This window comes from Mesohalobacter halotolerans, from assembly GCF_006120725.1.
Taxonomy (GTDB): domain Bacteria; phylum Bacteroidota; class Bacteroidia; order Flavobacteriales; family Flavobacteriaceae; genus Psychroflexus; species Psychroflexus halotolerans.
Genome location: NZ_SWMU01000002.1, coordinates 105,321 through 126,161 on the forward strand (window position 1 = coordinate 105,321; position 20,841 = coordinate 126,161).

17 protein-coding genes are annotated in these 20,841 nt (G+C 33.9%); 10 read left to right on the plus strand and 7 right to left on the minus strand.

The genetic code is table 11. From position 1 onward, the window contains the following. The first annotated feature begins 99 nt into the window (after positions 1-99). From guaA to FCN74_RS05050, 3 genes are read left to right on the plus strand one after another with little or no spacing between them, the layout of a single operon-like run. Positions 100-1,629, plus strand: coding sequence for a glutamine-hydrolyzing GMP synthase (gene guaA / locus FCN74_RS05040; RefSeq protein ID WP_138931513.1), 1,530 nt, complete (start codon positions 100-102; stop codon positions 1,627-1,629). A gap of 2 nt (positions 1,630-1,631) precedes the next feature. Then, a complete protein-coding gene (locus FCN74_RS05045) occupies positions 1,632-3,572 on the plus strand; it encodes a PBP1 and LysM peptidoglycan-binding domain-containing protein (RefSeq protein ID WP_171047109.1) in 1,941 nt (646 codons plus the stop codon). Next, positions 3,572-3,886 carry a hypothetical protein gene (locus FCN74_RS05050; protein ID WP_171047110.1) on the plus strand — a complete coding sequence of 105 codons (315 nt, stop codon included), beginning with the start codon at positions 3,572-3,574 and terminating at the stop codon, positions 3,884-3,886. Before FCN74_RS05045 ends, FCN74_RS05050 begins: the two co-directional genes overlap by 1 nt. A gap of 236 nt (positions 3,887-4,122) precedes the next feature. Here FCN74_RS05050 and FCN74_RS05055 read toward each other — a convergent pair whose 3' ends face one another. The 4 genes from FCN74_RS05055 to FCN74_RS05070 all read right to left on the minus strand — a co-directional run bounded on the left by FCN74_RS05055 (position 4,123) and on the right by FCN74_RS05070 (position 9,385). Continuing rightward, positions 4,123-5,070, minus strand: a complete 948-nt coding sequence (locus FCN74_RS05055; RefSeq protein WP_138931516.1) for an NAD(P)H-dependent flavin oxidoreductase — start codon at positions 5,068-5,070, stop codon at positions 4,123-4,125. Between the two features lie 23 nt (positions 5,071-5,093). After that, complete coding sequence (mnmA, locus tag FCN74_RS05060; RefSeq protein WP_138931517.1) at positions 5,094-6,263, minus strand: tRNA 2-thiouridine(34) synthase MnmA; 1,170 nt, start codon at positions 6,261-6,263, stop codon at positions 5,094-5,096. 528 nt (positions 6,264-6,791) lie between these two features. After that, entirely contained in the window at positions 6,792-7,220 is a 429-nt protein-coding gene (locus FCN74_RS05065; RefSeq protein ID WP_138931518.1) for a thiol-disulfide oxidoreductase DCC family protein, read from the minus strand. After that, a complete protein-coding gene (locus tag FCN74_RS05070; RefSeq protein ID WP_138931519.1) occupies positions 7,217-9,385 on the minus strand; it encodes an endonuclease MutS2 in 2,169 nt (722 codons plus the stop codon). The genes FCN74_RS05065 and FCN74_RS05070 overlap by 4 nt, the downstream gene beginning before the upstream one ends. A 42-nt stretch (positions 9,386-9,427) precedes the next feature. Between FCN74_RS05070 and ung the strand changes: the two genes are divergently transcribed. Then, positions 9,428-10,093 carry a uracil-DNA glycosylase gene (ung, locus tag FCN74_RS05075; protein ID WP_138931520.1) on the plus strand — a complete coding sequence of 222 codons (666 nt, stop codon included), beginning with the start codon at positions 9,428-9,430 and terminating at the stop codon, positions 10,091-10,093. A gap of 262 nt (positions 10,094-10,355) precedes the next feature. Here ung and FCN74_RS05080 read toward each other — a convergent pair whose 3' ends face one another. Together FCN74_RS05080 and FCN74_RS05085 are read right to left on the minus strand one after the other, a co-directional pair. Beyond that, positions 10,356-11,168 carry an ABC transporter substrate-binding protein gene (locus tag FCN74_RS05080; protein ID WP_138931521.1) on the minus strand — a complete coding sequence of 271 codons (813 nt, stop codon included), beginning with the start codon at positions 11,166-11,168 and terminating at the stop codon, positions 10,356-10,358. Between the two features lie 3 nt (positions 11,169-11,171). After that, entirely contained in the window at positions 11,172-12,521 is a 1,350-nt protein-coding gene (locus tag FCN74_RS05085) for an MBL fold metallo-hydrolase (RefSeq protein ID WP_138931522.1), read from the minus strand. A 161-nt stretch (positions 12,522-12,682) separates the two neighbouring features. Between FCN74_RS05085 and FCN74_RS05090 the strand changes: the two genes are divergently transcribed. From FCN74_RS05090 to FCN74_RS05115, 6 genes are all read left to right on the plus strand, one after another. Beyond that, the gene (locus tag FCN74_RS05090; protein WP_171047111.1) at positions 12,683-13,024 is read left to right on the plus strand and encodes a rhodanese-like domain-containing protein; all 342 of its coding nucleotides are present in this window, start codon (positions 12,683-12,685) and stop codon (positions 13,022-13,024) included. Positions 13,025-13,107: 83 nt separating this feature from the next. Then, positions 13,108-14,457: a Trk system potassium transporter TrkA gene (trkA, locus tag FCN74_RS05095; protein WP_138931524.1), complete on the plus strand. Its 1,350-nt coding sequence runs from the start codon at positions 13,108-13,110 to the stop codon at positions 14,455-14,457. 1 nt (position 14,458) lies between these two features. After that, entirely contained in the window at positions 14,459-15,958 is a 1,500-nt protein-coding gene (locus FCN74_RS05100) for a TrkH family potassium uptake protein (RefSeq protein ID WP_138931525.1), read from the plus strand. Positions 15,959-16,090: 132 nt separating this feature from the next. Then, on the plus strand, positions 16,091-17,962 hold the full coding sequence (locus FCN74_RS05105) for a CBS domain-containing protein (protein WP_138931526.1): 1,872 nt from the start codon (positions 16,091-16,093) through the stop codon (positions 17,960-17,962). Then, positions 17,955-19,127 carry a M14 family metallopeptidase gene (locus FCN74_RS05110; protein WP_138931527.1) on the plus strand — a complete coding sequence of 391 codons (1,173 nt, stop codon included), beginning with the start codon at positions 17,955-17,957 and terminating at the stop codon, positions 19,125-19,127. Before FCN74_RS05105 ends, FCN74_RS05110 begins: the two co-directional genes overlap by 8 nt. 5 nt (positions 19,128-19,132) lie before the next feature. Continuing rightward, complete coding sequence (locus FCN74_RS05115) at positions 19,133-19,666, plus strand: porin family protein (protein ID WP_138931528.1); 534 nt, start codon at positions 19,133-19,135, stop codon at positions 19,664-19,666. 8 nt (positions 19,667-19,674) lie between these two features. Here FCN74_RS05115 and FCN74_RS05120 read toward each other — a convergent pair whose 3' ends face one another. Continuing rightward, positions 19,675-20,835 (minus strand): GlmU family protein, encoded by a 1,161-nt coding sequence (locus FCN74_RS05120; RefSeq protein ID WP_138931529.1) that lies wholly within the window; start codon positions 20,833-20,835, stop codon positions 19,675-19,677. Positions 20,836-20,841: the final 6 nt, after the last annotated feature.

A 20,841-nucleotide genomic window follows, 5' to 3' on the forward strand; every position in this document is an offset into this window, starting at 1 on the left:
AAAAATGAATTTTTCAGACTAAATTGTACAAGTAACGTTTACGATAATATATTTCTTTGATTTTTGAGTAAATTAAAATACAAATTTTTACTTTTGTCCATGCAAAAAAATATACTCATTTTAGATTTTGGTTCGCAATACACACAGTTGATTGCCAGACGTGTAAGAGAACTCAATATTTACTGCGAAATTAAACCTTACAACAAAATTCCAGAGGATTTATCAGAGTTTAAGGCCGTCATACTTTCCGGAAGCCCTTTTTCTGTGCGACATGAAGATGCTCCAACCCCTGATTTAAGTCAAATTAAAGGGAAATTACCGCTTTTAGGCATATGTTATGGTGCGCAACATCTCATTCAAAAGCAGGGTGGAAGCGTAGAAGCTTCTAATACAAGAGAATTTGGCAGAGCACATTTGCAAGATATAAAAAGGGACAATCCATTATTTGATGGAATACATAGTGGTTCTCAAGTTTGGATGTCTCATAGCGATTCTATTAAATCCTTACCTGATAATGTTCACCGTATAGCTTCAACCGAAGATGTTGAAATGGCTGCTTTTCAATTTGATAATGAACAGACTTACGGTATCCAATTCCATCCTGAAGTTTACCACACCACTGACGGTTTAGCTTTATTAGAAAACTTTTTAGTCAAAATAGCTCAAGTGCCTCAAGACTGGACACCAGCCAAATTTGTCGACATGACTGTGGCTGATCTTAAAAAAACTGTTGGAAATCAAAAAGTGGTTTTAGGACTAAGTGGCGGCGTAGATTCCAGTGTGGCAGCAGTATTACTCCATAAAGCCATAGGTAAAAATTTATATTGCATTTTCGTCAATAATGGATTGCTGAGAAAATTTGAATTTGAAGATGTTTTAGAGCAATATAAAGATATGGGCCTTAACGTTAAAGGTGTAGATGCAGCGGAACGTTTTTTAACAGCTCTGAAAGATATCAAAGATCCGGAAGAAAAGCGAAAACGTATTGGCAACGCATTTATTGAAGTATTTGATGACGAAGCTCACCAAATCAAAGATGTCACCTATCTTGCTCAGGGAACAATCTATCCGGATGTCATTGAATCGGTATCTGTGAATGGCCCATCAGTAACCATTAAATCTCATCATAATGTTGGTGGTTTACCTGAATATATGAAACTCAAAGTTGTCGAACCTCTTAAAATGCTATTCAAAGATGAAGTAAGACGCGTTGGCAGTGAGCTGGGTATATCGCCGCTACTATTGGGTAGACATCCGTTTCCCGGACCAGGTTTAGCTATAAGAATTTTAGATGATATAACACCAGAAAAAGTCAGCATATTACAAGAGGTAGATTATATTTTTATCAAAGCGCTTCGCGATTGGGACTTGTACGACAAAGTATGGCAAGCTGGTGCGATGCTTTTGCCGGTACATTCGGTCGGTGTAATGGGCGATGAACGTACTTATGAAAAAGTTGTAGCTTTACGTGCAGTTGAATCTACAGACGGCATGACTGCAGATTGGGTAGATTTGCCCTATAAATTTTTGCAAAATGTATCAAATAAAATTATTAATCAAGTCAAAGGCGTTAATCGTGTAGTTTACGATATCAGCTCAAAGCCTCCATCAACTATAGAATGGGAATAAGTATGAAAATTAAAGATTTTGTTATTTTATTCATTCTCGTAGCTAGCCTCACTTCGATGCAGGCTCAAAACTACGTGGTATACAATACCAAACCAAATGATACACCGCAAAGTATAGCCCAAACCAATAACATACCTTTAGATCTTTTGTATCGCTATAACCCAGATTTAAAAAGGTCTAAAACTATCAATCAGCAAAAAATAGTTATTCCAAAATCTGAATCCAAAAACTTTGGATTTTTGCGATACAGAGTAAAGAATCAGGAGACTTTATATAGCATTTCAAAAAGTTTTAATTTGAGTATAGCTGACATCAAAGCCTTTAACCCAAAACTTTATGATAGAGAACTTAAAGCTGGAGAAGTTTTAAAACTCCCGGCATATAAATTGCCAGAGGAATATCAAAACATTGACTTTAACCAAAGTATTAAAAACTCAAATTTCACTGCTTTTAAGCATATTGTTCTGCCAGGTGAAAATAAAGCTGATATCGCCTCAAAATACGGGATGAATCTTCAAACTTTTGATAGTTTAAATCAAAACATCATCAATGTTCAAAGTGGACAACTCGTAAAAGTTATTCCAAAACTTTACAGTACCGAAGCGTCCAAATATGACATTGAGGATTTAGACATGGATTTGCAGTACTACAAGGTGCCTAAACGGCAAACACTTTTCAGTTTAACCAAAGAATTTGAAGTCAGTGAAGAGATTATTTACAAGTTAAATCCTATTGTAAGAAGAGAAGGGCTTAAAGCAGGTATGATTATCAAACTTCCACAAAAACTTGAAATCCTCAGTGATCAAGCCCAGATTGTAAATTTGGAAAATTACATTCAAAATTTTAATGAAAAAAAACTCGCCCTGTTTTTACCTTTTTCTCTCAACCGGTTTGATATTGATAGTATTAGTGAAAAGAATGTGTTAATGAGAGACCAATACTTGAATGTTTCTCTCGATATGTATCAAGGCGTTAAAATGGCTATAAATCAAGCTAAATCAAAAAGCATATATACTGACCTCGTTGTATTTGATACTAAACGCGACCCAAGAGTGGTCGATTCTATTTTGACTGATTACAATTTAGAAAATACAGATGCGATTATTGGTCCTGTACTCAATAAAAATGTCGACCAACTAAGCCGTTCATTAAACGCCAAAAATATTCCTATTTTCTTGCCCTTTACAAAATCAGAACATAGTCAAACTACAATCATTAATACCATACCTGATCAGAGTTTAAAAACAGAAACTTTAATTACCTTAATCGATAGTACAAGACAAAATCAAAATTTAATTTTCATTACTGATAGTATAACACAAAATGCTTACGATAAGTATAAATACACATTTCCCAAAGCAACATTTTTTCAGCCGGAAAAGACTTATATTGAACCTGAAGAACTCAAAAATTTGCTCAAGCCAGATCAAGAAAATTGGGTTATTTTAGAAACAACCCATAAAGGCGTAACCGAAAGTGTTGTAAATTCTGCCTATAAATACAACAAAAGCTTCATTGAAGAGGAAACGGGTAAAAAGAGTAATTACGACATTAAATTATTTACTTCAGACCGCAATCAAGCCTTCAGAGAATTTTTAAATAATGAAGCCTTATGTCAACTCAGATTTACCTATATCAGTGCATCAAAGTATGATATTTTAGAATCAAATACCATCATTGAAAAGTATAAATCGAAGTATGGACATACACCTAGCCGATATGTTTTAAGAGCGTTTGACCTTACGTATGATATTTTATTAAGATTGGCTTATGAAGGTAATTTGAAAAACGAGAAAGGTCTAAATCCATATACAGAATATAATGAAAACCGTTTTGCTTATTCAAAATCTTTTATGAGTGATGTTTATCAAAATACTGCATTATATATCATTCAATATTTACCAGATTTTGAAATCGAAATTTTAAATGAAAACAAGCTTTGATGTATCATGTCTTTACAAAGATAGCCATGATTTGTATATTTTTATGGTGTTTCATGATAAGTTCTAGGCTTTATGCTCAAGAAGAAATCGTATGGTCAAAACGAAATACTATAGAATGGAAAGACTTTAAAGCCCAACCTCAAATGCAATCACCTCAAGCAGCTTCTATTAATACAGGAATACAATATTCATGGAAAACAGAATTTATTAACGGCAAACAAGTGCTGAATTATAAGGTTTATGCTTATATGAAACCCACCAAATCCTGGGTTAAACCCTCTGAAAAATCTGATTATTTGTTAGAACACGAATAATTACACTTTGATATTACTGAGTACCATGCCCGAAAATTAAAACAAGCTTTTGATACTTATGAACTGAAACCTTCAATTAAAAAAGATTTAAAAACGATATATCGTCAGATTGTTAAAAAACGGCTTAGCATACAAAATCAATATGACGAAGAAACACAACACATTTAAAATCGGGTTGCTAAAGAGCGGTGGCAAAACAAAGTAAGAGAATTATTAAAGAAATAAACTTAAAATTACTATTCTTGACAGATGTTTGCTTTAGCTTCGCCGTATTCTTTTATCATCTGTTCTACAATGGTTTGAGCTGGTAATAATTCATCAATAAGCCCAGAAATTTGACCAATTTCAAGTTCTCCTTCATCTAAATTTCCTTCAAACATCCCTTTTTTTGCTCTTGCTCGTCCAAGTAATTTTTTCAGGTCTTCTTTGCTGGGCGATTGTTGGTATAAACTTTGAATATCCTGATAAAATTTGTTCTTTATCATTCGAACTGGAGCCAACTCTTTAAGGGTTAATTGGGTTTCACCTTCCTTTATTTCCAAGACTTTATGTTTAAAATTGATATGTGAAGAGGCTTCGTGACTTGCTACAAATCGCGTTCCGACTTGCACGGCATCAGCTCCTAAAATCATGGCAGCTAACATGGCTTGACCGTTGCCAACACCACCAGCCGCAATGAGTGGAATATCAATCGCTTTGTTTACCATAGGAATTAAAGTGAACGTCGTTGTTTCTTCACGACCATTATGACCGCCGGCCTCAAATCCTTCTGCAACGACCGCATCAACACCAGCTTGTTGTGCTTTTAAAGCAAATTTTACACTACTCACTACATGGACTACTTTTATGCCTTTTGACTTTAAATAAGGCGTGTAAGTTTTTGGGTTGCCTGCTGAGGTAAATACAATTTTGACTTTATTGTCAACAATAATTTGCATGATTTTGTCAATTTTAGGATACAGCATTGGGACATTTACCCCAAAGGGTTTATCAGTAGCTGTTTGACATTTTTTGATGTGTTCTTCCAAAACTTCTGGGTACATAGATCCTGCGCCAATAATGCCTAAACCGCCGGCGTTGCTGACAGTAGAAGCAAGTTTCCAGCCACTAGCCCAAATCATTCCAGCTTGAATCAATGGATATTTGATGTCAAATAGTTTTGTGATTGTGTTGTTGTCAAACATTTTCAAATCAATACATTTTAAATTTAATTTATAACACCCGAACCTATGAGTTCGTCGTTATTGTACCAGGCTACAAATTGTCCTTCTGCGATTGCAGTTTGTGGATTTTCAAAAATAACATACAATGCATTTTCTTTTTGATATAATGTTGCATTTTCTAATGGCTGGCGGTATCGAATTCGGGCTAGATAATTTTGCTGTTCACCAATATTGAGCTTTAAGTCTTCTCTTAACCAATGAATTTCATGATTCAAGACCTTAAGACCATTGCGGTATAAGCCAGGATGCGATTTGCCTTGACCTACGTAGATAATATTGTTTTTAACATCAGTTTCGACTACAAAAAGAGGTTCTGGTGTACCACCAATGTTTAAGCCCTTACGTTGGCCTTTGGTAAAAAAATGGGCACCAGGATGTTCACCAACTACTTTACCGTATGATGCTTGGTATAGGTGTTTTTGAGATTGACTTTCAATATCTTTTGAGATCTTTTGCTTGTATATTTCATGGTTTGCATCAATTTCTACGACTTGACCTGTTTTAGGTTTAAGTTGTTGCTGTAGAAATTCGGGTAATTTTACCTTACCTACAAAGCACAGGCCTTGAGAGTCTCTTTTGTCTGCTGTGATTAAGCCTTGTTCAGCAGCGATTTGCCTTACCTCAGATTTTTGAAGTTCACCAACAGGGAACAAAATTTTTGACAACTGTTCTTGGTTAATTTGACACAAAAAATAAGATTGATCTTTGTTTTGGTCTAAACCTGATAATAAGTGGTAAGTTTTTTGACCATTATCTTCAGTTATATTTTTTCTACAATAATGACCTGTAGCGACATAATCTGCACCAAGAGACTCCGCAATTTTTAAAAACACATCAAATTTTATTTCACGATTACATAATACATCAGGGTTGGGTGTTCGTCCATTTTGATATTCTTTAAACATGTAGTCCACAATGCGAGACTTGTATTCTTCGCTTAAGTCTATAGTTTGAAAAGGGATACCAAGTTTTTCGGCAACCATCATAGCATCATTACTATCGTCTAGCCATGGGCATTCTTCACTTATCGTAACAGAATCGTCGTGCCAGTTTTTCATAAACAAACCTATGACGTCATAACCTTGTTTTTGACACAGATAAGCTGCAACACTAGAGTCTACACCTCCACTTAAACCTACTACAACACGCTTCATTAACTAATTTTTTTTCAAAAATACTAAAGCTAAATTGAACGGCTTCTGCTATAAAGGTTTTCTTAGGGTTTTACTGTCAATTTATGTTCATTAAAATATTGCTTTAAGACTTTTATTTCATCAGAATTTTTTTTGAAATTCAAAAGTCTCACTTTAGCATTTTTGAGTATTATATAACGAAATTTCATACCTATAATACTTTTTTCTTTATAATAAGATATTTCATACCTATAATACTTTTTTCTTTATAATAAGATATTTCATCATGCTTTAAAACTTTTAAACTACTATCGTAAAATAGGTAATATAATAGTGCGGCTATAAAAAATACAAATATGAATATAAATATATATAATAAAGGATTGTATAATTGTCCCCAATAATTAAAGAGCTGAAATATCGCGTTTATCAATTGCAAAATAATAAAAACTACCCAAAAGTATTTTAAAGTTTTTGCGTTGTCATCAATAAACAGTGTTTTGATATGTGGTTTGAATTTAATCTTCAATTTTGGCTTTTTAAACTAACTTAAACCTCTAAAAATTTACTCTGTTCTTCTGGCGATGGCATAGGGCAGGCTTCTTTTTTACCAAACCATTTATAGCGGTTTTTGGCGATGAGGTCATAAAAAAAGTCTCTCAAGCCACGAGGTAAAAATAAAAAAATAGATAAAACAGGATACAAGCCAGACATGTTTTTGGCAATCTCTAATGCAGCGTCAGATTTTATGTAATAGGCCTCTCCCGGTTGGATGAGTATAATAGAATCGACTTCATCTGTATTAATATCGCGTTCTTGAGTGAGCTTTTGTCCTAATTCAGATTGTAATGAAGCGTATCTGTAAAGGTCTTTTTTGTCTCGCTTCATTATAAAACGCACAGAGTCATTGCAAAAATTACATACACCATCAAACAGTAGAATATGTTTTCCTTTAGGAAGTTCAGATTCTGTTCTCATTTTGCAGATTTTACTAATTCTAACATTTCTGGTTGTACAGAGGTTGTAAATGCACCATAGTTGACGATAGCTTTCTGTTTTTCAAAACGATCTATTGTCCCAACCGCTTTGCCATCCTGAAGTCTTACGCTATCTCCTTCGTGAAGCTTAGGTTTGGGCTTAGGTGGTCTTTTGGCTTCCTCTTTTGCCGCTTTCTTTTTCTTCTCTCGTATCTTGTCAATACGGTTGTGCATTTCTTTTTCTGTTTTAGCTTTTTGTCTCTTTTGCTTTACACGCTCTTTTTTATTAAGTTTTGTACGTTTTGTATTTTCTTTTTCAATAACACTTAAAAATTCGGCGATTAATTTCTTTTTGTTTTTGTGATTGAAGTAACGTTCGCCCATATTATTAAGCTTTTGTCCCAGTGAGATTAACTTTTGGTTACTATCGTAGAGGGTTTGAAAGCTTTCAAGTTTTTTTTGTAGTTTTTCATTTATTGTATCTAAACGTTTTTGTTCTTGATCGGCTTGAGTAGTCTTTGTAGACAGTTCTTTTTTAGTTTTGGTAAGATTTCGTCTTTCTTGTTGAAGTTTTGCTATACTCTTATCAAACCTTAGTTTTCCACGTTCTACTTTTTTCTTAGAGCGATTAATCAAACTGAAAGGGATTCCGTTTTTTTGCGCCACTTCAAAAGTAAATGAACTTCCAGCTTCTCCTGTTTTAAGCTTAAAAATTGGTTTTAAATTATTGCTGTCAAACATCATATTGGCATTGCTAATGCCTTTTGTTTCTGTCGCCATTTTTTTTAGGTTCGCATAATGTGTTGTGATAATACCAAAAGCTCCTTTTTCATAAAAAACCTCCAAAAAAGTTTCGGCTAGAGCTCCACCAAGCTCGGGGTCAGTACCAGTACCAAACTCATCAATAAGGAAAAGTGTTTGGTCATCACATTTTTTGAGAAAATTGCGCATATTTTTTAAGCGGTAGCTATAGGTGCTCAGATGATTTTCAATGCTTTGGTTATCTCCAATATCAGTCAGAATATTGTCAAAAAAACAAACTTGGCTGTACTCGTGTACAGGAATTAGAATACCACTTTGTAGCATGAGTTGTAAAAGCCCTACTGTTTTAAGTGTAATACTTTTTCCTCCTGCATTTGGGCCAGAAATAACAATAATTTGTTGGTCTTTATTGAGACTAATATCCTGAGGGTAAGTTTTTTCACCTATTTTACGGTTTGTAGCTAATAATAAAGGATGGTATGCATTTTTTAAAGTGAACCTTTTATCAGCTGTAATTTCTGGTAAAATACCATTAATTTCATCTGCATAGCGTTTTTTAGCATAAATTAAATCTAAATCGCTAAGCGTTTTGGTATAGTTTACAAGCAATTTGTAATAAGGCCTGATATCTTCTGTAAGTTGTTGTAAAATTTTATTTTTTTCTTGAGTTTCATCTGCCAATAAATTCAAGAGATTTCTGGTATGCGTATCAGTTGAATCAGGCTGAATATAAACTATACTTCCCGTTTTAGATTGCCCAAGGACTTTGCCTTTAACTTTTCTTCTGTACATGGCTTTTACAGCGAGCGTGCGAATATTTTCCGTAAGACTTTCTTTGATGTCGGCGAGATAACCCATAGATTGATATTGCCCCAGGGCTTTACTAAAACTTGATCCTATTCTGCTCCTTGTTACCTGGATTTCTTGACGTATCACGGCTAGGTTTTCACTGGCATCATCTTTGACTTCACCAAATTTGTTTATAATGTTTTCAATTGATATTATAATGTCTGGAGTAAAATATAATTTAGAAAACTTATTGTGCAAGTTGGGGTAGAGGTGGTTGTTTTGCCTAAAGAACTTTATGAGCTCATTGGCCGTTTCAGAAATATCTTTAAATTTTACAAATGAGATTTCTTCCAAAATACTTCCTTCTATAGACAATCTTTTGAGGTCTGAAGATATATCATCAAAACCGTGTCTAGGGATTGGTTTATCTTCCAAATCAGAAGATTTGTATTCACCAACTTGCTTTAATTCTGTAATGGCTTTATGACGAGAATTAAAGGGCTTGATTTTTAAAGCTTTGTCTTGCCCTAAAGTAGTCACGCAATACTCCTTTATATGAAGGCATACTTCTTTAAATTCTAGATCAGACAAGGTTTTTGAAGATATACGCGACATATGTAACAATTGCTTATTAATTTTACAAAAATACACATAAACATGAAGGTTAATATTCAAACCCATTGGAAAAATATCTTAAAAGATGAATTTAAAAAACCCTATTTTTTAGATTTAGTCGATTTTGTAAAAGATGAATATCAACAATATAGATGTTATCCTAAAGGAAGCGATATATTTAAAGCCTTTGAATTAAGCCCTTTTCCTAAAGTTAAAGCGGTTATTATAGGACAAGATCCTTATCACGGTCATGGTCAAGCTCACGGACTTTGCTTTTCTGTTCAAGACGGTATTCCAAAACCACCTTCTTTAGAAAATATTTTTAAGGCTTTGCATCAAGATACGGGAAAACCAATACCGCAAAGCGGTGATCTATCTTCATGGGCAAAACAAGGTGTTTTATTGCTCAATGCGACATTAACTGTACGTGCCCATGAGGCGGGAAGTCATCAAGGCAAAGGTTGGGAAACCTTTACGAATGCCGTAATAACGGCTTTATCAGAGCATAGAGAAAACCTGGTATTTATGTTATGGGGTGGTTTTGCTAAACGCAAGTCGACTTTGATTGATAAACAAAAACACTTGGTATTAACATCTGGGCATCCTTCACCGTTAAGCGCAAATCGCGGATACTGGTTTGGCCATAAACACTTTAGTGAAGCCAATACTTATCTGTTAAAACATGGGAAAACCCTCATAGACTGGTAGTCATCACAAAAATGAATTTTTGAAGTAAACCAAGATTATTTGTCAGCCATAGCAGTTTGAGAAATTAAAGTGTTTCTCTCTGGCATATTGACTTTTTTGGTCGTTTTGTTTTTTGTTGAAACACAATCATTACTACTAAACTTAAGTAGTAAGAAGTTTATTGCTATTAGTACAACTAAGACGATTAAAATATAATACATTCAGATTGGGTATTTATAAGTAGATAGACAAATCTTAAAAAGGTTGCGTCGGTTTTACCAAATTATCTAAGAATACCAAAATTTTTTAGTAAAGCTTTGTAATCTTGAAAGTTTTCTGTCTTAAGCTGTTGCTGACTCCACTCTGTACTTGAAAGCCAATCTCTAGCATCTTCTAATTTGATCTGATACCGTTCAGATAAAACGCTTGGGAGATTTGGATCATTTTTAAGTTTTGAAGTTTCTGAATTTATAATGTTGAGTATTTGAAGAATTTCTTGCGTATTTTTGTTGTAAAAGTCTTCTCGACTCACGATAACAAAACAAGGCCAAGGTGTTGGGCAATTGCCTAAATATTTTAAGTCTCCATTATCTACATAAGGTTTTGTTGTGTATCTTTCCCATAATAGGAAATCTGCAGATTTTTTCTGTAAGGCATTAATTGCACCGTCCAGATTTTTACAAACTTTAAAATTCAGTGCTTCAAAATTCCAAGAGTTGTTTTTAGCCAAAACATAGGTCATTAAGTGAGATCCAGAATTAAACCGACTTATAGCGGCTTTCTTAGCTTGAATGTCATCAAATGTTTCGTAAGAACTTTCTGCATCAACATGAACTCCCCAAAGTAATGGAGTTTCTATATATTTTTGAATAATTTTAAAAGGTTTACCTGATTCAATTTCTTTGATGCTGCCCTCAGTAAGCATAATGGCTAAATCTATTTTTTGCTTTTCTAAGGCTGTTGCCATTTCTCCTGTCCCGCCAGGGCAATCTTTCCAATTGACATGTGCAACCTCCTGAAATGCATTATTTTCGATACATTTTAACCATGGAAAATTAAAATGCTCCGGAACACCACCGATATTAATTTTGAGCATAAACTAGGACTTGAAATCGGATATAGCAAAGCTCAAATCAAAAACATCTGATTTTGGCTTAATGTTTTTAATAATACTGTATCCTGCAGTACTTCTATAACCGCCAGCACAATGGACCACGATGGGTTTATTATCTGGAATATTTTTGGCTTGTTCTCTCAAATGATTTAAGGGGAAGTGTTTTGCATTTTCAAATACCAAACCCTCATCAAATTCACTTTTGTTCCTAATATCTATGATAGTATATTTATCGGTTTGGGATTTAAATTTATCGATATCTAATAATTCATCACTCTCATTTTTAATCTTTTCATTTAATGTAATAACCGATAAGACTTGTTTTTCGTAACCAATTTTTGCTACTCGCTCTAATATGTACTGATAATCGTTTATGGTTTCAATAACCAAAAAGAAAGGTTCATTAGGTTTAACAATTGCACCAAGCCAAGTTTCAAATTTGTCATTATCGTCTCTTGCCATGATGTTGATACTATTGGGTAAGTGAGAAGATTTATACAAACTTTGCTCACGAGTATCTATGATCAAATGGTTTTCTTCAATAGAAGCAATATTTAAGTTTAATGGGATTGACCAGATACTTGACATGAATTTTTCAGGTCCTTTTTTATTCATGTCCACATCATGTCCAAAATAAGAAGGGATAAATGGTTGATCGCTTAATAATTCTTTTACAAACTCATCTTCGGTTTGTGATTTGAAAGCCCAATTTCCTGTTCGTTCATTACCTAAAGTGCTAGAAGAGGCATGGCTCATGTTTTTTCCGCATAGACTTCCTGCACCATGGGCGGGATAAATCAAAACTTCATCCGGCAGATGAGAAAATTTATTTTGAATACTGTGATACATTTGTTTGGCTAGGGATTCTCGCGTTGCTTTCATATTGCCTACATCTTCTCGTAAATCGGGTCTTCCTACATTACCAATAAACAAGGTGTCTCCGGTAAATAATGCTTGCTTCGAAGATTGAGTATCTTTTGCTAAGATGCAAATGCTATCAGGTGAGTGACCTGGAGTATTAATGGCTGAAAATTCAGTATTATTTAACGTCAATTGGTCTCCTTCGTCAAAAGTTTCATGAGGATAATCAGCCCCTAAATCTTTGCTGGCATAAATTCTAGCCCCGGTTTCTTGATGAATTTGATAATGACTACTTATAAAATCAGCATGTGGATGAGTTTCAAATACAGCTGCAATTTTTGCCTGGTGTTTTTCAGCAAATTGATAGTAGGGCATTGGATTCCTAGCCGGGTCAACCAAGGCTATTTTATTACCACAAACAATAACGTAAGAATAATGAGATAAGGCTTTATCTCTAAATTGTTCGATATACATCTTATATTTTTTTTAAAAATGCAAATTTACAAAGCCTAACATGAATTTTGTAAATTTTAAAAACTTTATTCATTAAATTATGATAGAAGTCAATCTTTTCATGTAACATAAGTTACGGAGAAGTCAAAGCGAAGATGGTATTTTTGTGTAAAATTTTTAATATGTCTTTTCTTTCTAAACTTTTCAGAGAACAATCAAATGTAAAAAATATTACGGCAGCCTCACTAAAACAATTTATTAACTCTCATACAAAACTGAAACTCATTGACGTGAGATCAACGGCTGAACACAACAGACAGAACATTAAAGGATCTATAAATATTGATGTTTTTGATAGTAATTTTGAAGACTTGTGTGAAACTAAAGTAAATATTAATGAGCCTGTATTATTGTATTGTAGAAGTGGTCAACGAAGTATGACAGCTGCTCGAAAGCTTGAGAAAATGGGATATAAAGATATTTATAACTTAAAAGGTGGGATGATTGCTTGGTCTAGGTTATAATATTTAAATATTGATTTATCAGTTTTATTTGTTCTTCGTAGATTAAATTATGATATTTTACCTTAAATGTCTAATTTTGCTTTATGAAAGTAATTATAGCTGGTGCTGGAGAAGTAGGGTTTCACCTTGCAAAACTTCTGTCTTACGAGTCACATAACATCGTTTTAATAGATGTAGATAAAGACCGTTTAGCCTACGCAGACAAGAATCTGGATATTAAAACCATATATGGAGATGCCACCTCGTTGAGCCTTTTGAATAGTGCTAACGTCTCACAAACAGATTTATTAATTTCGGTTACTTCAAGCCAATCTACAAATATTACCATTTGTGTTATTTCAAAACAACTTGGAGTTAAAAAGACTATTGCTCGTGTTTCAAATCCTGAATTTATAGATTGTAAGGATAAACTCAATATTAAGCAATTAGGGATTGATGAAATGATCTCACCCGAACATCTCGCTGCAGAAGAGATCATGCTACTACTCAGTCAATCAGCTTTTATAGATACCTACGAATTTGACGACGGTGTATTGACTATGATAGGATTAGATCTATCAGAAAATGCGCCATTTGTAGACTTAACTGTAAAAGAAGCAGCTGATTACTACCCTGGATTGCATTTTATGCCTGTCGCTATACAAAGGCATGGAACACAGTACACCCTTATACCGAGAGGAGATACTAAATTTTATAAAAAAGACCGTGTATATTTTGTCACTGACAAATCTGGAGTTGATGAATTGTATAAATTATCTGGAACGCATAAGCATCAAATTAAAAATGTGATGATTTTGGGTGGCAGTAATATTGGCAGAAGCTTGGCTCAAAAACTTTGCAACCAAAAATTTAAGGTCAAGCTAATTGAAAAAGATCATGAGAAAGCTTTAGAAATTGCAGATATGCTTCCTAAAACTCTTGTAATCAATGCAAATGGTCACAATGTAGATGTATTGGAAGACGAACAAATATCAGAAATGGATGCATTTATTTCGGTGACAGAAAATTCTGAAACCAATATTATGTCTTGTTTGGTGGCTAACTCTAAGAATGTGCGCAAGACTATAGCTTTAGTTGAAAACATGGATTATTTTCAGTTAAGTCAGTCAATTGGTATCAATACTTTAGTCAATAAAAAACTTATAGCAGCCAATAACATTTTTAGATACATCCGTAAAGGCGATATTGTAGCTTTAACAAAACTCAATAATCTTAATGCAGAACTTTTAGAATTTGAGGTCAAGGCTGATTGTAAGATTTGCGACACCAAAATAGCTGATATTAAAATACCGAGAACTTCCATTATAGCTGGTGTTATACGTGATGGCGAGGGCATTATTGCTTTAGGTGATTTTACCATCAAGGCTGGAGACCGTGTGCTGGTTTGTTCTTTGCCCATGTCTATTCATAAAGTTGAAAAATTATTTGTTTAGCATGACCAAGCTCAACTTTCCTATAATATTACATGTCATGGGCATTTTACTTGTCTTTAATGGCGTTTTTATGTCCGCAAGTGTATTAACAAGTTGGTACTATTCAGAATCTGCTATTTTATCACAACTTTTGTCATCATTTATTGTTGTTGTGACCTCAGGTATTTTGTTGATGTTTTTCACACGAAAGCACGATAAAGACATCGGCACTAAAGAAGGCTACCTTATCGTTACTTTAGGTTGGATAATTATGGCTCTAAGTGGAAGCTTACCTTATATCTTTACAGGGTCAATTCCCAGCTTTACCAACGCATTTTTTGAAACCATTTCGGGGTATACAACTACCGGTGCTACTATTGTTGAAGATATAGAAATACTACCCAAAGGTGTTTTGATATGGCGAAGTTTAACCCACTGGATAGGAGGTATGGGTATCATAGTGCTCACTATTGCTATATTACCTATGTTTGGTATTGGTGGTATGCAATTGTTTACCGCCGAAGCACCAGGTATTAATACAGATAAACTTAAACCTAAAATTACCGATGTGGCCAAAAGGTTGTGGTTAATTTATTTTTCATTTACAGCCCTAGAGACCTTACTTTTAAATCTGGCTGGAATGAGTTTGTTTGATGCTGTAAATCACGGGTTAAGCACCTTGTCTACAGGTGGATTTTCTACAAAAAACGCTAGTATTGCTTATTGGAATGACAATTATTGGATACAATACATTATCATTTTATTTATGTTTATGTCAGGGACAAATTTTGTATTATTTTACCTGGCTTTCAAACTTAAGTTTAAGCGTTTAATGGCAAATGAAGAGTTTCGCTGGTACATATTATTTGTCAGTATAATTACGCTAATTACATTTATTGCCGTTTATTTTCAGGGTGATCTAACCTTATCTTCAACGCAGCATCCAATGTTGTTAGGCAGAATAGAAGCAACGTTTAGACATGCTTTATTTCAAGTTGTTGCCGTGATAACAACAACTGGTTTTGTGACTTCAGATTTTACGGCCTGGTTGCCATTTATAAGTATTTTCTTCTTTGGACTTTTTTTTCTTGGGGGTTCTGCTGGCTCAACAGCCGGTGGTGTCAAGATTGTGAGACAAGTTTTTTTAATTAAAAATGGGATTTTAGAATTTAAAAGAATATTACATCCCAACGCAGTTTTGCCTATGAGGTACAATGGTAAATCTGTAGACCAAAAGATAGTTTACAATGTTTTAGGGTTTTTTATTTTATATATGTTATCGTTTATTGTAGGGACTTTAGTGATGTCATTACTTGGTTTAGATTTTATGACCTCTGTCGGAGCTGCAGCTTCATCCTTAGGAAATGTTGGGCCGGCATTTGGTGATGTGAGTCCTGTTGATAATTATAATGGCTTACCCTATTTAGCAAAATGGTGGAGTAGTTTTTTAATGTTGCTTGGTAGGTTAGAGCTCTTTACAGTACTTATTTTATTTACATCTTATTTTTGGAAAAAATATTAAATAGATATTCTGTTCAAAATCTTGTTGTCAATTACTGATACTTATTAGCTTTTACTAGTTTTTCATTTAAAAAGTTGAGTTTTTACAAATTTATCTCTAATTTGGGTTAATGTTTATTTAAAAAAAAACAATATGTCCGGGAAAAGTATCAATTCAACAGCAGACATAAAGGCGCGTAAAGCATTCACTTACTACCTTTTAAAAGACATTGAAACTTTAGATCAAATGCTTAATAATGATCTTTTTCCAAATGATACCATAAGGATTGGGGCAGAACAAGAATTGGCTATAACAGATGATAAAATGAAGCCAACATGTAAAGCTCTGGAAATTTTAGACCATATTGCAAGTGACCTATTCACGACAGAATTATCCCAATTTAATTTAGAAATTAACTTAGAGCCACAAACCCTTAAGGCAGGTGTTTTTAAACAATTGCATGAAAATTTAAAGTCTCATCTCAATCATCTCAAGACAAAGTCAAAATCATTTAATGTCCACTTTCCTTTAGTTGGTATTCTGCCAACAATTGAAAGAGCAGATTTCAATATTAAAAATATTACACCTTATCAACGTTATATTGTCCTCAATGATATTTTAAAAAAAACAGAAGAAAAATCATTTGAAGTGCGAATTTCAGGCGTTGATGAGCTTAAAATGGAATTGGATTCCATATTGGCAGAAAGCGGCAATACGAGTTTTCAAATTCACCTACAGTTAAAGCCTGGAGAATACAAGGAGAAATACAACTGGGCTCAGATGATATCTGGACCTGTTTTAGCAGCATGCACAAATTCATCCCTATTGTTAGGAAGAGAATTATGGTCTGAGACTCGAATTGCTTTATTTCAACAAACAGTAGATTCACGTAATTCGGTTTATCTTTTAAGGGAACAACGTCCTCGTGTAACCTTTGGTCACGACTGGGTTCACAACTGCGTATCAGAAATTTTTAAAAATGATATTTCTCATTATCCACTTCTCATTACCGCAGATATTGATGAAGAATCTTCTGAGGCTTTAAGTAAAGGCAAACCACCAAAGATGAAAGCTTTAGCAATGCATAATGGTAATCTTTACAAATGGAATAGATTGTGCTATGGTGTCAGTGACGGTAAACCTCATATGAGAATAGAAAACCGTTATATTCCTACGGGTCCAACTTTAATTGATGAAGTTGCTAACGTCGCTTTTTGGATAGGTTTGATGTCTGGTATGCCCGATGAGTATAAGGATTTGCCAAAGCTAATGAATTTTAAAGCGGCTAGACAAAATTTTTATAAAGCCGCAAAACACGGTTTGAGCATTCAGTTTGAATGGTTTGGTAAACAGGTATCAGCTAAATCTTTGATATTAAAAGAGCTTTTACCTTTAGCAGAAAAGGGCCTCAAAAGTTATGGTATTTCAGATGATGAGATCACAACTTATCTTGATATTGTAAAGTCAAGAGTTCAAAAAAATAAAACGGGTTCTGAATGGATGAGTAAAAACTACAATTGTCTCAAAAAACATTTTACGAAAAGAAGAACGGCATTTTTTATTACCCATCAAATGTTAAAAAATCAAGAACAAGATATCCCAGTTCACCAATGGAGGAATATTAATATCAATAAAAAACCTTGTAGTATATCTGACTTTACAGTCTCAGATGTGATGACAACAGATTTGGTTGTTGTTCATGAAAATGATCCCATCCTCATCTTGCAACACCTTATGGAATGGAATAATTTAAATCAAATTTTAGTAGAAAATAATGAGCATCAGCTCTCAGGAATCGTAGCTTTGCAAGATATTGATAAAGTAGATTCCAGCATTAAGCAATCGCGTTCAATCAAAACTATAATGCAGACAGATGTAAAAACCATAAATCCAGATGTTGAGCTTATTAAGGCTAAAGAAATGATGGATAAATACAAGGTATCTGCACTACCGGTTATAACCGATGAAAAACTAGTTGGTATCGTCAATTCTGACCATTTTAAACAATTTTCTATCGATGCCTAAACCAGAAAGATTAATTGCTTCAATTGAAAAAAATCCGGATTGGCCAACGCTTATTTTCTTTTGTTGTATTCACGGTAATGAAAAAGCGGGTTACTTGGCACTTCAATCTTTTTTTGATCATATTCATGATTTCTCTGATAAAATTCAAGGAAACTTGTACGGTATTTTTGGAAATCAAGAGGCTTACTTACAAGAATACAGGTTTCTTGACAAAGATTTAAACCGTATATGGACAAAGTCTCATCTAGAAGAGTCTAGCCGAAAGCCCAGCGTGAGTGAATATCATGAACTGACTGAAATATATAATGTGTTGTATGATATCTTAAAACGTTCTAAGTCTAAGGTTTTTTGTATTGACCTCCACACGACTTCTGGTTCTACACACCCTTTTATTGTTATGAATGACGCTTTAATAAACAGAGCGTTTGTGCGAAACCTTGGATATCCTGTAATTTTTAATGTCGAATCTTTTATAGAAGGGGCACTGTTAAATCTTTTGAATGACCTAGGTCATGTCTCGCTAGCATTTGAAGGCGGAGAGCACTATTCACAAGATTCTATAAAAGAATTGAAAGTATTTTGTTATAAAGCCCTTTATCATACAGGTATGATATCCTCTGAAGACTTAATAAATATGGGAATATTAGATCAATATTTTAGATCAAAACCAGCAAAGTATTTTGAAGTGGTTTTTAGGCAAGACTTAAAACCTAACGACGTTTTTAATATGTGCGGTAATTATTTAAATTTTCAAAGACTTAAAAAAGGTGAACGTATAGCAACCCTCAACGAAAAATCTATATATGCTCCTAAAAACTTTCAAATCTTTATGCCGTTATACCAGAAAAAAGGTGAGGATGGGTTTTTCTACGTAAAACACATGAATAGATTTAAATTGAAAGTTGCCAGAATATTTAGAAAAATAAAAGCAGAAAATATTTTAACTTATATTCCGGGAATAGAAAAAGTTAATTTTTATACTTTAAGTATCTCAAAGCCTTTACTGCGGTTTATTCCAAAAAGGCTTATGTTTGCATTAGGATATCGTAAAAGTATAGAGATAGATGAACAGAAAATTTACTTTACAAAACAAGAACGGAAATTAAAAAAACTTCCTAAATTATCTTCTTTTGTAAGTCCATATCAAAATTTAACCAAAACTTAAATATCATGAAAAACTTGAAATTATTAATAGTCATTTTAATTACAGCTCAATTGGGTTATGCTCAAGAAATTGATTTTGGAGCAAAGTTAGGCGTTAACTTTGCAACTCTTAACGATGCGACTGAGGCCAGCAATAAAACCGGTTTTGTTGGCGGTGCTTTTCTCAGCGCAAAATTTACTAAAATAGGTTTACAAGCTGAGCTGCTTTACTCGCAACAAGGTGCAGAAATTGATGCTACAGAGTTTGATCTCAATTATGTTAATATTCCTGTATTGTTCAAATTCTATTTGATAGGCGGTTTAAATGTTCAGGCCGGACCACAATTTGGTTTCTTAATCGATGATAATTTAGAAGATTCTGTGAGGTCAGGAGTTGAGGCAGAAACTTTTGATTTGTCCGGTGCTGCCGGTTTAGGTTTTGACTTACCAGCAGGTCTTAGAGCAGATGCGCGTTATGTTTTTGGTTTGACAGATACTATTGATGGAGGAGATGGTAAAAACGGTGTGTTTATGCTTTCTTTAGGCTACTCTTTTCTATAGTTTTAGCCTTATCGTCTCCTATAAGCTTTTGATATTTCAAATACGTGTTCTAAGATTTTAACCTCTTGAGCTTTTATTTTTTTATCTCGTCTTTTCATCACAATATCTGCGACTTCAATGGCTTTTTCAAACTTATAGGTGATAAATCCTGTTTTTCCACCCCAGCTAAAGCTCGGAATAAAATTTCGTGGAAAACCTTCACCATAAATATTAGCACTTACACCAACAACCGTTCCTGTATTAAACATGGTGTTGATACCACACTTTGAATGATCACCCATGATAAGACCACAAAATTGTAACCCTGTATCTGTAAAGCCTTGCTTAGAGTAGTTCCAAAGTTTTACAGCAGCATAGTTATTTTTTAAATTTGAGATGTTGGTGTCTGCACCAAGATTACACCATTCTCCAATAACTGAATTACCCAAAAAACCATCGTGTCCTTTATTAGAAAAACCTTGTATAACAGAGTTGCTCACTTCACCGCCAACTTTAGAATAAGGCCCAACTGTTGTGCCTGTATATATTTTTGCACCCATTTTTAACACAGCGTGATCACAAAGTGCAAATGGACCTCGAACACTTACTGATTCCATTACCTCAGTATCTTTACCAATATATATGGGACCATCAGTAGCATTTAAAGTGCCGCTAATCAATTTTGCACCTTTTTCTATAAATATTTGATCGGGATTTATAGCTAACACATGCTCGGGTATAGGTTCAGACTTTTTATCTTTTGTAAGTAAATTAAAATCTGCTTCAATAGCAAAATGGTTTAATTTGAAAATATCCCAAGTGTTCTTTAATATTGAAATTTCTTTATGGTATACTTTCACCTCGCTATATTTATCCTTCTTAGCAGAGCGATAAGCTATAAGAACATCGTTATACCTAAGCGCCTGACTAGGTTTTAAATCCATAAGACTTTCAACTAAAGTTTGATTAGGAAAAACAGATGCATTTACAAAAAGGTTGTCATCTTCAATATGAGGTGGCCAAACTTTACTTAAATAATCCTCAGTTAAATTTGAAAACTGAAAATTAGGACAATGTATTTTCCATTTTTGTCCCATTTTAAGAATACCACATCGCAATTCAGATATGGGTTTAGTGTAGCTTAAAGACAAAAGTTGATCGCGATAAGGTTCAATAAAAACAACATTCATAAATTG

Excerpts from the sequence above, each read along its gene's own strand:
- guaA (WP_138931513.1), top strand. The coding sequence starts at position 100 with ATGCAAAAAAATATACTCATTTTAGATTTTGGTTCGCAATACACACAG.
- FCN74_RS05045 (WP_171047109.1), top strand. The coding sequence starts at position 1,632 with ATGAAAATTAAAGATTTTGTTATTTTATTCATTCTCGTAGCTAGCCTC.
- FCN74_RS05050 (WP_171047110.1), top strand. The coding sequence starts at position 3,572 with ATGTATCATGTCTTTACAAAGATAGCCATGATTTGTATATTTTTATGG.
- FCN74_RS05055 (WP_138931516.1), bottom strand. The coding sequence starts at position 5,070 with ATGTTTGACAACAACACAATCACAAAACTATTTGACATCAAATATCCA.
- mnmA (WP_138931517.1), bottom strand. The coding sequence starts at position 6,263 with ATGAAGCGTGTTGTAGTAGGTTTAAGTGGAGGTGTAGACTCTAGTGTT.
- FCN74_RS05065 (WP_138931518.1), bottom strand. The coding sequence starts at position 7,220 with ATGAGAACAGAATCTGAACTTCCTAAAGGAAAACATATTCTACTGTTT.
- FCN74_RS05070 (WP_138931519.1), bottom strand. The coding sequence starts at position 9,385 with ATGTCGCGTATATCTTCAAAAACCTTGTCTGATCTAGAATTTAAAGAA.
- ung (WP_138931520.1), top strand. The coding sequence starts at position 9,428 with ATGAAGGTTAATATTCAAACCCATTGGAAAAATATCTTAAAAGATGAA.
- FCN74_RS05080 (WP_138931521.1), bottom strand. The coding sequence starts at position 11,168 with ATGCTCAAAATTAATATCGGTGGTGTTCCGGAGCATTTTAATTTTCCA.
- FCN74_RS05085 (WP_138931522.1), bottom strand. The coding sequence starts at position 12,521 with ATGTATATCGAACAATTTAGAGATAAAGCCTTATCTCATTATTCTTAC.
- FCN74_RS05090 (WP_171047111.1), top strand. The coding sequence starts at position 12,683 with ATGTCTTTTCTTTCTAAACTTTTCAGAGAACAATCAAATGTAAAAAAT.
- trkA (WP_138931524.1), top strand. The coding sequence starts at position 13,108 with ATGAAAGTAATTATAGCTGGTGCTGGAGAAGTAGGGTTTCACCTTGCA.
- FCN74_RS05100 (WP_138931525.1), top strand. The coding sequence starts at position 14,459 with ATGACCAAGCTCAACTTTCCTATAATATTACATGTCATGGGCATTTTA.
- FCN74_RS05105 (WP_138931526.1), top strand. The coding sequence starts at position 16,091 with ATGTCCGGGAAAAGTATCAATTCAACAGCAGACATAAAGGCGCGTAAA.
- FCN74_RS05110 (WP_138931527.1), top strand. The coding sequence starts at position 17,955 with ATGCCTAAACCAGAAAGATTAATTGCTTCAATTGAAAAAAATCCGGAT.
- FCN74_RS05115 (WP_138931528.1), top strand. The coding sequence starts at position 19,133 with ATGAAAAACTTGAAATTATTAATAGTCATTTTAATTACAGCTCAATTG.
- FCN74_RS05120 (WP_138931529.1), bottom strand. The coding sequence starts at position 20,835 with ATGAATGTTGTTTTTATTGAACCTTATCGCGATCAACTTTTGTCTTTA.